Origin of the sequence: Paenibacillus caseinilyticus (assembly GCF_027533645.1) — a bacterium.
Taxonomy (GTDB): domain Bacteria; phylum Bacillota; class Bacilli; order Paenibacillales; family NBRC-103111; genus Paenibacillus_G; species Paenibacillus_G caseinilyticus.
On the sequence record NZ_JAQAGY010000002.1, the window covers coordinates 346830 to 361495 of the forward strand.

The window sequence follows — 14666 nt, forward strand, 5'->3', positions numbered from 1 at the left end:
GGAAAGGATTCTTTTTGTCGCGTTGCAAGCATTACGCTTGAGCGGAAAGAGCGTTAAGCTTCTTCGCCAGGCGGGACTTCTTGCGGGCTGCGGCGTTTTTATGGATCAAGCCTTTAGTCGCGGCTTTGTCCAGCTTTTTGCTGGCAGCGATCAGAGCGGCTTTAGCCGTTTCCACGTTAGTGCTTGCTGCAGCGGTCTCGAAAGACTTCACAGCCGTGCGGAGAGCGGATTTATGAGATGCGTTGCGCATACGGCGCTTCTCGCTCACTTTCACGCGTTTGATTGCGGATTTAATGTTTGGCATTGACGATTCACCTCCTACTACAACTTGCAAAAGACACAAAAATGCGGTCTATTGACAACTCTTGATATTCTAACATGAGCCCATACAAATTGCAATAGAGTGGGGGAGAGCCCTTCAAAACTTTTGCATAAGCCTACTTTCTTCTTGGCACAATATACCGAGAAACCGAAGTACCAGCCACGAAAGGAGATGGGGTCATGGATCTCGACTTGAGCCAGTATTCGATCCGCACCGATCTGGCCTTGGAGGCTCACGATCTGGCTTCCGCAGGAGGAACGTTAATTCCCGGACTACATAAAACGAATTACGAAGAGGAAGGGATTCGGGTCTCTCTCATCGATATCACCACACCAGAAGCCTCACAGATGATAGGGAAGCTGCCGGGTCATTATATTACGATCGATGTGCCCGAGCTCCGCAAGAAAGACACGGACCTGCAGGACCGGGTGGCCACCTTATTCGCCAAAGAGTTCGAGCGGTTCCTCCAGAAGCTGAACATCGGACCGAACGCCAGCGTGCTGATCGTCGGTCTCGGCAACTGGAATGTGACGCCGGATGCCCTCGGACCGATGGTCGTCGAGAATGTCATGGTGACGCGCCATTTCTTCGAGCTCATGCCGGGGCAGGTCTCTCCGGGCTACCGTCCGGTCAGCGCCGTTGCGCCGGGGGTGCTCGGTACGACCGGGATTGAGACCGGCGAGATCGCCCAAGGCATCGTGGACCGCTCGAAGCCGGATCTTGTGATCGCGATCGACGCGCTGGCCTCCCGTTCCCTCGAACGGGTGAATACCACAATCCAGATCGCCGATACAGGCATTCATCCGGGGTCGGGGATCGGCAACAAGCGCAAAGGGCTGACGCTCGACACGCTGGGTGTGCCTTGTATCGCCATCGGCGTGCCTACGGTTGTCTATGCTTCGACCATCGTCAACAATGCCTTCGATATGATGCACAACCACTTCCAGCAGCAAACCTCGAATACGGGCCACATCCTGGGGCTGCTAGACGGAATGCAGGAAGGCGAGCGTCTGCAGCTGGTGAAGGAAGTGCTGAGCCCGCTCGGTCATGATCTCCTGGTTACCCCCAAGGAGATCGACCAGTTTATTGAAGACATCGCGAACATCATCGCGAGCGGGCTGAATGCGGCGCTGCACGAGGCTGTGGACAAGGAGAACGTGTCGGCCTATACGCACTAACCAAGGTGAGCAGGCCGGGCGGAAAGACATACAAGTCAAATAGAAGCCACGCAGAAGAAGCGGCAAATCCCTGGATGGCAGGGGTTTGCCGCTTCTTCTGCGTGGCTTCTATCATGTTACTTCTACGGTTACGCCTGCTATTCGGTCTTGAATTGGCGCAGCATGCGGCCGAGTTCGTCGGCCATGGAAGAGAGATGCGCGCTCGACGAAGCAATCTCCTGCATGGAGGCGAGCTGCTCCTCCGAGGCGGCGGATACGCCGTGCGCAGCGGAAGCCGAGGTTTCGGTGGCAAGCCTCATCTCGTCGATGGCCGTTACCATGCCCGATGCGTGCTTCGCGATATCCTGTATCGCCCCGTCCACGCTGCGGATGCGCGAGCCCACCTCGCGGATCGACCCTTCGATCCCGCTGAAGGACTCGCCGGCGGCCCGTACGGCGCTCATCCCGCCCCCCAGCACCTCGCGAACCTCGCTCATGGCGGCTACGGCGCGGCCGGTCTCGTCCTTGACTGCGGCGATCAGGCGGTCAACGCCGTCCGACGAGACGGAGCACTGCTCCGCAAGCTTGCGGATCTCGGTAGCGACGACCGCGAACCCTTGTCCGTGTTCGCCGGCCCGGGCCGCTTCGATGCCCGCATTCAGCGCGAGCATGTTGGTCTGGGTGGCGACCGCCCGGATCACGCGGTTCATCTCCGTGATTTCTTCGGAGCGCGCCGCGAGGCTGTCGATAATGCCGTTCGTGCGGGAGATCTGATCGCTCACGGCGTCCATGCCTTGTACGGCCGAGTGGATCGCTCCGAGTCCCGCCGCCGTGCGCGCTTCTGCCGAGTTCGCCTCGGCTACGACGCCGCTTGTGTCTTCGGCCATCCGGCGCACCTGTTGGCTCATCTCGTCGACACCCAGCTTGGATGCTCCGGCCGATGCGGCCTGACGTTCGGTCTGGCCGGCGAGCTCCTGCATAATCTCCGCAATATGCTCCGTGGCGCTCGAGGTCTGCTCGGCGCTGGCGGTCAGCTGCTCGCTGGCCGCGGCCACCTGCGAGGAATTCTCGCCGACTTCACGGATCAGCCGCTTCAGAGAGTACACCATCGCTTCGAAGCTTGCCGCGAGCGCGCCGACTTCGTCCCGGGACTCCGGTTTCACGACGACAGTCAAGTCGCCCTGCGCAATGCGTTCGGTGACTTCCGCCAGTCTGCGGATCGGGCGTACGAGGGCCCGGGTCAGCAGGATGGAAAGGAGGGCAGCGGCCAGAACCATCAGCGGCACCCCGATGATCGTTAGGCTCATAATGGAAGACAGAGTCAACTTCAGTGCAACGCTAGCTTCGTCGTATTCTTCGCCGTACGAGGCGGAGATAAGGTCGATCAGCTTGTATAGTTTCGCTTTGTGCTCATCGGTATTATCGTCTAGAGCTTTGTAAGCGGATTTGAGCTCGTTGTCCGGCAGCGAAGCCCGTTTGTTGAACAGGTCCACCAGGCTGTTGAAATTGGCGGTATAGGCATCGGCATTAACCTTCAGCTCCTGAACCCAAGCCTTTTCTTCCCCGGTATCCATGCTCTCCTCCAGCAGGGCGATGTGCTTCTCGAATGACGCCTTCTGCTCTTTATACCCCTCTATCGTCTGCGGATCTTCATTGATAATCAGATCGGCCTGATAGCTGTAGAGCACTCCGATCAGATTCTTGAACTCGGCGGCGGTATGCTGGTCCTCCGCGCGTTCGGTCTGCGTCTGTGAGAGCGCCTGGAACTTCAGGAAGGCATAATAGTTGCCTGCCCCGCTTCCCATAAGGAATAGAATCAGGATGCCGAAGCTGCACCATAACTTATATCGTAGAGACCAATGTTTGACCATGGGTAAGCGCAGCTCCTTTTTTTGCTGGCCGCCTGCAGGCGCAGGCCGGCCGGGAATTCGTTATCTACTATATCGGAGCGGAGTCTCTCGAAATCCATCCCTCTTTTTTGGTTCTACCTCCTATCTTTTGCTCATAGAGTTAGATAAGTAGAGAAGGCAGAAGGAGGAATGGCTAGGATGAAATGGTCAGCCGTCACGGCAAACTGGAGCAGGTATAAAAAAACGGGACAAGCCATCGGCGTGTATACGCGCACGCTTACCATTCTAATGACGGGGAGCGTCTTGTTCTTCATGGGACTGGGGCTTCTGGGGTACATGCAGTCGAAGCTGACGGGGACGGCGCCGTCCTCTTCGATGAGAGGGCTGGCGGCGTCCGTATCGAGCCGGTTTTTCATGGATATGATGGGGATGGAAGTGCCTCACCTGCAGGCGGACAGGCAGTCGTTCACCTTCTCCCAATCGAACATCTCAGGCTTTCTGTTCTCGCTGATCACGGACTTCAATCCGAAGGATCCGAAGACGATGATCGCCAGGGAGATGCCCGGGATGGATAGGCCGGTCGTGCTCAGCACCCCCCCGGGAGGGCTCGTCGTCGACTCGCCGGAGGATTACGGGCCGACTTCCCCGGACGTATTCAACGGCCAGGGGGAAGCGGGTTCGATTACGGCCAACCCCGGCGGCGAAGAAGGGCAGGTCCTTGGCCCGGCGCTGCCGGCAGAAGCCAAGCCGCCGCGCTCGGCCGGCCGGAATGTGGCGTTCATTTACCAGTCCCACAATCAAGAGTCCTATCTGCCGGAACTGCCGGGCACCAAGGATCCGGATAAGGCGTACGATCCTAAGAAGAATGTGACGCTGGTGGGGCTGCGGCTCGCGCAGAAGCTGGAGAAGGAAGGAATTGGGGCGGTCCACTCGGATAAGAATTATCCGGCGATCGAGAAGACCTTCAATTACTACTATTCTTATAAATACTCTTTCAAGACGCTTCAGGAGGCGATGGCGGGACACCCGGACCTCCAGTTCTACTTTGATATCCACCGCGACTCCCAGCGCCGCGACAAGACTACGGCACGGATCGGCGGCAAGGACTATGCCCAGATTTATTTCATTATCGGCGGGAAGAACCCGAAGTGGAAGGAGAATTACGCTTTCGCGGAGCGGATTGACAAAGTGCTTGAAGAGAAGTACCCCGGCCTCTCCAAGGGGATTCATGCCAAGAGCGGGGAAGGCAACGGCGTCTATAACCAGAACTTCTCTGCGAACAGCGTCCTGATCGAAGTCGGCGGGGTGGACAATTCGCTCGAGGAGTGCTACCGGACCGTAGATGCGCTGGCAGGAGCCATCTCGGAGGTCATTCTTAATGCGCAGAAGGTCGACGCGAAGCCCCAGAACGGACAGGATGGTAAGAAGCAGGGCTAGAATAGCATGAATATGGAAGTGACTTCAAAATCCAGGGACAGGGGGACGACGGAGTGAAGGGCAATGCGATGGTGACGATCGGCGGGGTGGCGCTGGCCATGGGATTCTGCATTTTCTTCGGCGTCTCCCTGGCCACGCAGGGAACCGAGCGGATTAACGGGCCGCTTGTCCGTACGCAGGCGGCGGTTCCCACGCCGCGGACCTACACGGCGGCGCCGGCGGGCAAGACGTCCCCGCTGCCGCCTGTCCCGGCGGCGGCCGCGGTGGCCAAGGCCAAGGGGGCGGACCGGCCGCTGCCGCGTCCGGCCGAAGAAGGGGCGGCGGATACGGGCATCAACCGGCTCGGCAACAAGACGGGCGAGCTTCTTCAGATTGCGACGCGGCACGGGATCCGGTGGTTCGTATCCATGGTGGAGGCCGTGCTGGAATAGGCGGAAGACAGGGGCTTATCCGGTTCATCAGGTCATCAGGTCCGCGCGGCGGATCTGATTTTCTTTTTGGGGAGGGCAGGAGGCATTCGGCAGGGGTGCATTGATGCGGGACGTTACAACTGCTATAATAAGAAGTATTGTTCAAAATTGCAGGTTAGTGAGGTTTAGCTGCCGATGGATATTCAAGCCAGACAGAAGAAGATCAGAAACTTTAGCATTATCGCCCATATCGACCACGGAAAATCGACGCTGGCGGACCGTATTCTCGAATTTACCGGAGCTCTTACCTCGCGCGAGATGCAGGAACAGGTGCTCGACCAGATGGATCTCGAGCGCGAACGCGGCATTACGATCAAGCTGCAGGCTGTACGGCTGAACTACCGCGCCGATGACGGCGAAGACTATATATTGAACCTGATCGACACCCCGGGACACGTCGACTTTACCTATGAAGTCTCCCGAAGCCTTGCCGCCTGTGAAGGCGCGCTGCTCGTCGTCGATGCGGCGCAGGGCATCGAAGCCCAGACGCTGGCGAACGTGTACCTTGCGCTCGACAACAACCTCGAGATTCTGCCGGTCATCAACAAGATCGACCTGCCGAGCGCGGATCCCGAGCGGGTGAAGACCGAGGTCGAGGATGTCATCGGTCTCGACGCGAGCGAAGCCGTACTGGCTTCCGCCAAGGCCGGCATCGGCATCAAGGAAATTCTAGAGCAGGTCGTGCAGAAGGTGCCTGCCCCGACCGGGCAATCGGCCAACCCGCTCAAGGCGCTCATCTTCGACTCGCACTATGATCCGTACAAGGGCGTTATCGTCTATGTCCGGGTAGTGGACGGGTCGATCCGCTCCGGCTCCAAGATCAAGTTCATGGCCACCGATGCGGTCTTCGACGTCATCGAAGTAGGCGCGTTCAAGCCGCGGATGAGCACCGTCGAGTCCCTGGAAGTGGGCGACGTAGGCTTCATCGTAGCCGGGATCAAGCATGTCGGCGATACGCGGGTGGGGGATACGGTCACCGATGCGAAGAACCCGACGCCGGAGCCGCTGCCGGGCTACCGGAAGATCAATCCGATGGTCTTCTGCGGACTGTATCCGATCGAGACCAACGATTATAACGACCTGCGCGAAGCGCTCGAGAAGCTGCAGCTCAACGATGCCTCGCTGAGCTTCGAGCCCGAGACGTCCACGGCGCTGGGCTTCGGCTTCCGCTGCGGTTTCCTCGGTCTGCTGCATATGGACGTCATCCAGGAGCGTATCGAACGCGAATTCGACATTCCGCTGATCACCACCGCCCCGAGCGTTGTGTTCAAAGTGCATGAGACGAACGGCAATGTGCTCAACATCGAGAATCCGTCCCTGTTCCCGGAACCGGGCAAGATCGATTTCGTCGAAGAGCCTTATGTCAAAGCGTCCATCATCGTACCGAAGGATTATGTGGGCACGATTATGGAACTGTGCCAGCACAAGCGCGGCGAATACAACACGATGGAATATCTCGATGCGACGCGGGTGACGCTGAAGTACGACATTCCGCTGTCCGAGATCGTCTACGACTTCTTCGACCAGCTGAAGTCCAGTACGCGCGGCTACGCCTCGTTCGATTACGAGGTGTCGGGCTACAAGCAGTCGAACCTCGTCAAGATGGATATCATGCTCAACGGCGAGCAGGTCGACGCCCTGTCGTTCATCGTGCACCGCGACCGCGCCTACAACCGCGGCCGCATCATCTGCGAGAAGCTGCGGGAGCTTATCCCGCGCCAGATGTTCGAGGTGCCGATCCAAGCCGCTATCGGCCAGAAGATCATCGCTCGCGAGACGGTGAAGGCGATGCGCAAGAACGTGCTTGCCAAGTGTTACGGGGGCGATATTTCCCGGAAGCGGAAGCTCCTCGAGAAGCAAAAAGAGGGCAAGAAGCGCATGAAGCAGGTCGGCAGCGTAGAGGTGCCGCAGGAAGCGTTCATGGCGGTCCTGAAGCTCGACGATAACTAAGATACAAGCTGGCAGGTGCTTTCAGACTCCCCGCATGCCGGGAGACGGGCACCTGCTTTTGATTTTGGATAATTGACTAAGAAGAGCGCCCCGGACGGGCGCAGGAGGAAACGCCGATGCATATGATGCACCGTGAACAAACGCCGGCGGCGGTATACATTCACATTCCATTTTGTACGAACAAATGCCATTACTGCGACTTTAACTCCTATGTGCTCAAAGGGCAGCCGGTGATGGACTATCTGGAAGCGCTCGAGCGGGAGATGGCCGAGACGGTCCGTCTGGTGCCCCCGGGCGAGATAGAGACGATCTTCGTGGGCGGAGGCACCCCGACCGTATTGACGCCGGAGCAGATGGAAGTGTTCCTCGGCAGCGTGCGCCGGTACTTCCCGCAGTGGTCCGGGAATATCGAATTCAGCATGGAAGCGAACCCGGGCACGACAGATCTCGAGAAGCTGCAGGCCATGCGGGCGGGCGGGGTCAACCGGATCTCGTTCGGCGTACAGTCTTTTGATAATGGGCTGCTGGAAGGCATCGGACGCATCCACAATACGGATGACGTCTACCGGAGCCTGGAGAATGCGAGGAAGGCGGGCTTCACGAATCTGTCCATCGACCTCATGTTCGGGCTGCCCGGGCAGACGCCGGAGATCATGCAGGACACGCTGACGAAGGCGCTCCAGCTGGACTTGCCCCACTATTCCATCTACAGCCTGAAGGTCGAGGAGAATACGCTGTTCCATACGCTGTACCAGCGCGGCGAGCTGAAGCTGCCCGAAGAAGAGGCGGAGCTCGAGATGTTCTTGGGCCTGATGGAGCGGTTGAAGAGCGAAGGATACGGCCAGTACGAGATCAGCAACTTCGCTCGGCCCGGCTACGAGAGCAGGCATAATGCGATGTATTGGCGCAACCAGAGCTATTACGGTCTTGGCGCTGGGGCGCATGGCTATGTGCACGGACGCCGCCATGTCAACATCAAGGGAGTGCAGCCGTATATCGACGCTACCCGCAAAGGCCTGCCGCTTCTAAGCGGCGAGGAGATCAGCGTGGAAGAGGCGATGGAAGATTTCATGATGGTGGGACTGCGGATGCTGCGCGGCGTGAGACAGGCCGACTTCGGGATGCAGTTCGGCCGCACCCTCGAGTCGGTTTTCGGCAGCGTGCTGGAGAAGCTGCAGGGCAAGGGGCTTCTCGAACGTACGGAGGAAGGATACCGGCTCAGCTCCCGCGGCATTCTGCTCGGGAACGAAGTGTTCGGAGAATTTTTAGGGCTGGCGGAGCAAAAAATGGGTTGAGGTTTTATACGTTATGTTGTATATTTATTCATATGATTTTTCTTCAGTCGATGAGAGGGGCGATCACCGGACGGCTCCTTCCGCTTCAATAGCTTCAGACCAATGAAGCTTGTCCTTATACAAGCAGGACGGCGGAAGAAGATTTCGTTTGGTTGATAGAGAAGGCCACAGCTGCGGCAGCCTGCTCCATCGGCCTTGAGGAAAGCGGGCTGCGCCGGGTTCATTCCGGGTGCAAGAGGCGTTTCTCTTGAAGGCAGACTTAGTGGAATGGTGGGATCTGTTGTGACGACGACGTTAACCTGCCGCAAAGCGGTAGAGCAGGATATTGATAACCTGTATCACATTATTCAAGGGTATGCGGAAAAAGGGATTATGCTTCCGCGCACCCGGGAGACGCTGAAGGCACAGCTGGACACGTTCGTCGTTGCAGAGATCGACGATGAGCTCGTAGGCTGCGGTTCGCTCACCCGGCTCGGCCAGGATCTCGTGGAGATCCGGTCGCTCGGCGTGACGGAGGGCTATAAGGGACAGGGCATCGGCAAAGCCATCGTGTCCCTGCTCGAAAGAGAAGCGAGAGAACAAGGGATTCCGAAGCTCATGGCCTTGACCTATGAGGTCACCTTCTTTGAACGCAGCGGCTTCAGCGTGGTGCCGAAGGAGATTTTTCCGGAGAAGGTTTGGCGGGACTGCATTCACTGCAAAAAACAGCACTGCTGCGACGAAATCGCGGTGCTTAAACGACTGGATTGACTTGACACAGACCCTCGCGGTCTGTTATTTTTGTATTAGGTTAGCACTCACTTCGAAGGAGTGCTAACGACAAGCCCGTCAGAGGGTCCTTCCTCTGCGCGGCCCTTTGCAATGTTATTTTTCAATTGAGCTTTTTGTGAGTCTATATAAAGTAAAGTTAAGAAGAGGCAGCCCCTTCGGAGGTGGTAAAACCCATGTTGACCGAACGCCAACGACAGATTCTCAGCGCCATCGTAGATGATTACATTCGTTCAGCAGAGCCGGTAGGCTCCCGCAGCATTTCGAAACGCGGTAATGTAGGGTTCTCTCCCGCTACCATCCGCAACGAAATGTCCGATCTCGAAGAAATGGGTTTTTTGGAGCAGCCGCATACATCAGCGGGCCGGATTCCTTCGCAGAAAGGATACCGGTATTACGTGGACCATCTCATGGCCTTGGCGTCGACGGCGCAGGAGTTTCATGAGGTCGATCTCATCAAGCGTTTCTTCGCCGATAAGATGCAGGAGATGGAGCGGATCATCCAGCAGGTGGCGATGATTCTCTCGAACATGACGAGCTACACCTCCATCGTGATGGGGCCGGAGACGCTCAGCACGACGATGAAGCATCTGCAGATCGTGCCGCTGAACGAGCGGACGGCCGTGGCAATCGTGGTGACGAACACCGGCCAGGTCGAGAACAAGACGGTGACCATTCCCGAGGGCATCCCGATGTCCGAGATTGAGAAGTTCGTCAACCTGCTGAACGCACGGCTGAAGAACGTCCCGCTGCTGCACTTCAAGTCGAAGCTCTACAGCGAGATCGCGGCGGAGATGAGCTCGTACGTATCCGGTTATGAAGAGCTGCTCGGCATGCTCGATCACGTGACGAATCCCGGCGAAGAAGAGCGCATCTTCCTCGGCGGCACGACGAATATGCTGACCCAGCCGGAGTTCAAGGATGTCGAGAAGGTCAAGAGCATTCTCGACCTTCTCGGCGAGGCGCCGCGCATTATCCAGCTGTTCGAAGGGGCCTCGGGCGCCAGCGGCATTCAGGTGCGGATCGGCAGCGAGAACAAGATGGAAGCAGTGAACGACTGCTCGCTGATTACAGCATCGTATTCGATTGACGGGCAGCTGCTCGGCACGATCGGCATCCTTGGTCCGACCCGAATGGATTACGCCCGGGTGACTCAACTGCTTGACTACTTATCGAAGGATATGACCAAGCTGATGGGACGCTGGTATTCATGAGCGGCGGGGTGAAGCCGGCCGGCCAAGAGGGCGAGGAAGCCTACGCGACGCTCCGCAACAATGCGGGGGCGATCCGGGCGATCACGTCCGCCGTCGAAGGGACGCTCGGACCCAAGGGCCTCGATACGATGCTGGTCGGGCCGCGCGGGGAAGTCATTATCACGAATGACGGGGTCACGATCCTTGAGCAAATGGATGTGACCCACCCCGCCGCCCGGCTGCTGATCCAGGTCGCCCGCTCCCAACAGGAGCAGATCGGCGACGGGACTACGACAGCCACCGTGCTCGCCGGGGCGATCGTCGCCGAAGGCACCGCCCAGGTCACCCGCGGCGTTCCCGTCGCCAAAGTCGTGCGGGGCGTCCAAGAGGGCGTGGCCGCCGGTCTGCGGATGCTGGCCGGGCGGGCCCGTCCGCTGGACGGACTGGACGATCCGCGGCTGTACGCGATCGCCTATGTGGCCGGTCGGGAACAGGATGACCTGGCCCGGCTGGTGATCGAAGGGGCGAAGCGGCTCGGGCTGCCGAAGATGCGGGACCCTCAGTTCCGCTTCTCCGATATGATCGTCTCGAGCAGCCGGGCGCGCAACGAAGTATGGCCCGGGCTGCTCATCCAGAAGCGCCCGGCCAATGCCCAGCCGGATTTTCCGCCCGACGCGGCCCGGGTGCTCCTGTTCCAGGACGCCTTCGAACCGGAAGCGGTGCATGAAGAGGCGCTGATGACCGACTCCGGCTTCCAGAAGCAGATGGAGCTCAGGGAGCGGTTCCGAGCCGTGCTACACAAACTCGTGGAGCTGCAGGTAGGCTTCGTCGCCTCGGAGCGGGGCGTCGACCCCGAAGCGGAGCAGTTCTGCACGGACCACGGCATCATGGTGCTGCAGCGGCTGCCGCGCGGCGAACTCCGGCGCATTGCCGATTATACCGGAGCGCGGCCGCTGCGCCGCACGGGACTCGGCAAGCCGGCGGAGGAGCTCTCCGGCTATCTCGGCTATGCCGGCCATGTCTCGTACGACGAGCGGCTGGAGAGCGTCCGGATGGGCGAGGGCAAAGGCCGCGCGCAGGTCACGATCGTGGTCGGCGCATCGACGAGCGAGGTGATCGGCGAGCGCCTGCGCATCGCGAAGGATGCCGCCTCGAGCGTGCAGGCTGCACTCCGCGGCGGCATCCTTCCCGGCGGCGGGTCCGCCGAAGCGGCCGTCGCCCATGAGCTTGAACGGTACCGGGAGACGGTGCAGGGCATGGAGGGCTTCGGCATTACAGCCGTCGCCGAAGCGCTGCGGCGGCCGCTCGCCCAGATCGTCGTCAATGCGGGATACAACCCGCTGGAGAAGGTCGAAGAAGTCAAAGCGGCGCAGATTGCCGCGGGCAACGACGCCTTGGCCATCGACTGCGACACGGGCGTGGTCACGGATATGGCGTCGATCGGCGTCATGGACCCGGCCGACGTCAAGCTCCACGCTTTGCAGGCCGCAGGCGAGGTGGCCGCGGCGATCTTGCGGATCCACACGGTCATCAAGATGCGGCAGCCGAGGGCCGATGACTAGCGTTTTGACCCGATGGGGTTTGCGTTCCTTCCAAGTATGGTTACAATACAATACAGGGACAAGGCCTGGGCGGCTGCATAGACAGCCTCCGGCCGATTCGGTTAAGGAGGTGACAATATTGAATACGGAACAAAAAGACGGCGCAGGGATCAACCCGGAAGCAGCCGGCGACGCGGCCGAACAGGAAGCGAACGCTACATATGAAAGCGGCGAAACGGAAGCTGCCGAAGCCGGGCAGGATGCGGTCAACCTGGAGATCGAAGGGCTGAAGAAGCAGCTCGAAGAACAGCAGGGACGCGCGCTTCGTGCACAAGCCGACTTCGACAACTTCCGCCGGCGTACGCAGAAGGAGAAAGAAGACTTCGCCAAGTACGCTTCGCTGAAACTGATCGAACAGCTTCTTCCCGTTGTGGATAACTTCGAGCGGGCTATGGCAGCCAGCCGTGACAATAAAGACTACGACGCCCTGATCAAGGGAGTCGACATGATATTCCGCCAGCTGGACGGTGTCCTTGCCAACGAGGGCCTGAAGCCGATGGAAACGGTGGGCACGCCTTTCAACCCTGAATTCCACCAAGCGATCATGCAGGTGGAGTCGGAAGAACACGAAGAAGGCACCGTTGTGGAAGAAGTCCAAAAGGGCTATCTCCTCAAAGATAAAGTGCTTCGTCCGGCCATGGTTAAAGTGAGCTCATAACCTATAGATCATCACCACGTGTTCACATGAAATTCTAAGGAGGCCTTTTCCTCATGAGTAAAGTAATCGGTATTGACCTTGGAACCACGAACTCCTGCGTAGCCGTCATGGAGGGCGGCGAGGCTGTAGTTATTCCCAATCCGGAAGGAAACCGTACGACTCCATCGGTCGTAGGCTTCAAGAAGGACGGCGAGCGCGTAGTCGGCGAGACGGCGAAGCGCCAGGCGATCACGAACCCGGACCGCACGATCATGTCGATCAAGCGCCACATGGGTACGAACCACAAAGAAAAGATCGATGATACGGACTACTCCGCGCAAGAAATTTCGGCGATGATCCTTCAGAAGCTGAAAGCCGATGCGGAAGCCTATCTCGGTCAGTCTGTAACCCAAGCCGTTATTACAGTTCCGGCTTACTTCAACGACAGCCAGCGTCAAGCGACGAAGGATGCGGGCAAGATCGCAGGCCTCGAAGTGCTGCGTATCGTCAACGAGCCTACGGCAGCTGCTCTGGCTTACGGCCTGGAGAAGTCCGAAGACCAGACGATCCTTGTCTATGACCTCGGCGGCGGGACGTTCGACGTATCGATCCTCGAGCTCGGCGACGGCTTCTTCGAAGTAAAGGCGACTTCCGGCGACAACCGTCTCGGCGGTGACGACTTCGACCAAGTGATCATCGACCACCTCGTAGCCGAGTTCAAAAAAGAGCACGGCATCGACCTCGGCAAGGATAAAGCTGCGGTTCAGCGTCTGAAGGATGCGGCCGAGAAAGCGAAGAAAGAGCTCTCCGGCGTGCTTACGACGCAAATCTCCCTGCCGTTCATCACGGTAGTAGACGGCGTGCCTCAGCATTTGGAGCTGTCCCTCACGCGTGCGAAGTTCGAAGAACTGTCCGCGACGCTCGTAGAGAGAACGATGGGCCCTACGCGCCAAGCGCTGAGCGATGCCGGCTTGTCGGCCGACAAGATCGACAAAGTCGTGCTCGTGGGCGGTTCCACCCGTATTCCTGCTGTGCAGGAAGCCGTGAAACGTCTGATTGGCAAGGATCCGCACAAAGGTGTGAACCCGGATGAAGTCGTAGCCCTCGGCGCTGCAGTGCAAGCGGGCGTCCTGACGGGCGACGTCAAAGACGTCGTACTGCTCGACGTGACTCCGCTGTCCCTTGGTATCGAAACGGCAGGCGGCGTCTTCACGAAGATGATCGACCGCAACACGACGATCCCTACAACGAAGTCGCAGGTCTACACAACGTACGCCGACAACCAGCCGAGCGTGGAAATTCACGTCCTGCAGGGCGAGCGTGCGATGGCAGCCGACAACAAAACCCTCGGCCGCTTCATTCTCGGCGACATTCCTTTGGCTCCTCGAGGCGTGCCGCAAATTGAAGTTACCTTCGATATCGATGCGAACGGGATCGTGAACGTGACTTCGACCGATAAAGGCACAGGCAAGAGCCAGAAGATCACAATCACTTCTTCGAGCGGCCTCTCCGATGAAGAGATCGACCGCATGATGAAGGAAGCCGAAGCACACGCTGAGGAAGACCGTAAGCGCAAAGAACTCGTCGAAGTGCGCAACAACGCCGACCAGCTCGTATACTCCGTCGACAAGACGATCAAGGACCTCGGCGATAAAGTCGACGCATCCGAGATCGAGAAGGCGAACGAAGCCAAGGAGAAGGTCAAGAAGGCGCTCGAAGGCGACAACCTCGACGAGATCAAAGCAGCAACCGAGCAGCTGACCGAAATCGTGCAGCAGCTGTCCGTGAAGCTCTATGAGCAGGCGGCACAGCAGGGCGGCGCTCCTGAGGGCGGCGAGGCTCAAGGCGCTTCTTCCAAAGGAAAAGACAACGTAGTGGATGCCGACTACGAAGTGGTAGACGACAAGAAGTAAGAGAAGTGTCAGGGAGTCAAAGCCGCAGGCCGGCTTTGACTTTCCGTCTGTAGAAGATGGGTCGAACAGCGTG

12 protein-coding genes are annotated in these 14666 nt (G+C 58.7%); 10 read left to right on the plus strand and 2 right to left on the minus strand.

The annotated features are described in order from the left end of the window. Window positions 1-31: 31 nt before the first annotated feature. Entirely contained in the window at window positions 32-304 is a 273-nt protein-coding gene (gene rpsT, locus O9H32_RS04265; protein WP_269864621.1) for a 30S ribosomal protein S20, read from the minus strand. Between the two features lie 197 nt (window positions 305-501). Between rpsT and gpr the strand changes: the two genes are divergently transcribed. Then, entirely contained in the window at window positions 502-1500 is a 999-nt protein-coding gene (gene gpr / locus O9H32_RS04270) for a GPR endopeptidase (protein WP_269864622.1), read from the plus strand. Between the two features lie 137 nt (window positions 1501-1637). Here the strand turns inward: gpr and O9H32_RS04275 are convergent, their stop codons facing one another. Then, complete coding sequence (locus O9H32_RS04275; RefSeq protein ID WP_269864623.1) at window positions 1638-3350, minus strand: methyl-accepting chemotaxis protein; 1713 nt, start codon at window positions 3348-3350, stop codon at window positions 1638-1640. 177 nt (window positions 3351-3527) lie between these two features. Between O9H32_RS04275 and O9H32_RS04280 the strand changes: the two genes are divergently transcribed. The 9 genes from O9H32_RS04280 (at window position 3528) to dnaK (ending at window position 14593) form a co-directional block, all read left to right on the plus strand. Beyond that, on the plus strand, window positions 3528-4766 hold the full coding sequence (locus tag O9H32_RS04280) for a stage II sporulation protein P (protein WP_269864624.1): 1239 nt from the start codon (window positions 3528-3530) through the stop codon (window positions 4764-4766). A 53-nt stretch (window positions 4767-4819) separates the two neighbouring features. Further along, window positions 4820-5197 (plus strand): hypothetical protein, encoded by a 378-nt coding sequence (locus O9H32_RS04285; protein WP_269864625.1) that lies wholly within the window; start codon window positions 4820-4822, stop codon window positions 5195-5197. Window positions 5198-5371: 174 nt separating this feature from the next. Continuing rightward, window positions 5372-7186 carry a translation elongation factor 4 gene (gene lepA / locus O9H32_RS04290; protein WP_269864626.1) on the plus strand — a complete coding sequence of 605 codons (1815 nt, stop codon included), beginning with the start codon at window positions 5372-5374 and terminating at the stop codon, window positions 7184-7186. Between the two features lie 122 nt (window positions 7187-7308). Beyond that, the gene (gene hemW, locus O9H32_RS04295; RefSeq protein WP_455072781.1) at window positions 7309-8481 is read left to right on the plus strand and encodes a radical SAM family heme chaperone HemW; all 1173 of its coding nucleotides are present in this window, start codon (window positions 7309-7311) and stop codon (window positions 8479-8481) included. A 282-nt stretch (window positions 8482-8763) separates the two neighbouring features. Continuing rightward, window positions 8764-9231 (plus strand): N-acetyltransferase, encoded by a 468-nt coding sequence (locus O9H32_RS04300; RefSeq protein ID WP_269864628.1) that lies wholly within the window; start codon window positions 8764-8766, stop codon window positions 9229-9231. A 194-nt stretch (window positions 9232-9425) separates the two neighbouring features. Then, window positions 9426-10463, plus strand: a complete 1038-nt coding sequence (hrcA, locus tag O9H32_RS04305; RefSeq protein ID WP_269864629.1) for a heat-inducible transcriptional repressor HrcA — start codon at window positions 9426-9428, stop codon at window positions 10461-10463. Next, window positions 10460-12004 carry a TCP-1/cpn60 chaperonin family protein gene (locus O9H32_RS04310; RefSeq protein ID WP_269864630.1) on the plus strand — a complete coding sequence of 515 codons (1545 nt, stop codon included), beginning with the start codon at window positions 10460-10462 and terminating at the stop codon, window positions 12002-12004. The genes hrcA and O9H32_RS04310 overlap by 4 nt, the downstream gene beginning before the upstream one ends. Before the next feature lie 118 nt (window positions 12005-12122). After that, window positions 12123-12701 carry a nucleotide exchange factor GrpE gene (gene grpE, locus O9H32_RS04315; protein WP_269864631.1) on the plus strand — a complete coding sequence of 193 codons (579 nt, stop codon included), beginning with the start codon at window positions 12123-12125 and terminating at the stop codon, window positions 12699-12701. A 53-nt stretch (window positions 12702-12754) separates the two neighbouring features. Beyond that, on the plus strand, window positions 12755-14593 hold the full coding sequence (gene dnaK, locus O9H32_RS04320) for a molecular chaperone DnaK (RefSeq protein WP_269864632.1): 1839 nt from the start codon (window positions 12755-12757) through the stop codon (window positions 14591-14593). Window positions 14594-14666 lie beyond the last annotated feature (73 nt).

Coding starts and splice junctions, on each gene's coding strand:
- rpsT (WP_269864621.1), bottom strand. CDS start 304: ATGCCAAACATTAAATCCGCAATCAAACGCGTGAAAGTGAGCGAGAAG.
- gpr (WP_269864622.1), top strand. CDS start 502: ATGGATCTCGACTTGAGCCAGTATTCGATCCGCACCGATCTGGCCTTG.
- O9H32_RS04275 (WP_269864623.1), bottom strand. CDS start 3,350: ATGGTCAAACATTGGTCTCTACGATATAAGTTATGGTGCAGCTTCGGC.
- O9H32_RS04280 (WP_269864624.1), top strand. CDS start 3,528: ATGAAATGGTCAGCCGTCACGGCAAACTGGAGCAGGTATAAAAAAACG.
- lepA (WP_269864626.1), top strand. CDS start 5,372: ATGGATATTCAAGCCAGACAGAAGAAGATCAGAAACTTTAGCATTATC.
- hemW (WP_455072781.1), top strand. CDS start 7,309: ATGATGCACCGTGAACAAACGCCGGCGGCGGTATACATTCACATTCCA.
- hrcA (WP_269864629.1), top strand. CDS start 9,426: ATGTTGACCGAACGCCAACGACAGATTCTCAGCGCCATCGTAGATGAT.
- O9H32_RS04310 (WP_269864630.1), top strand. CDS start 10,460: ATGAGCGGCGGGGTGAAGCCGGCCGGCCAAGAGGGCGAGGAAGCCTAC.
- dnaK (WP_269864632.1), top strand. CDS start 12,755: ATGAGTAAAGTAATCGGTATTGACCTTGGAACCACGAACTCCTGCGTA.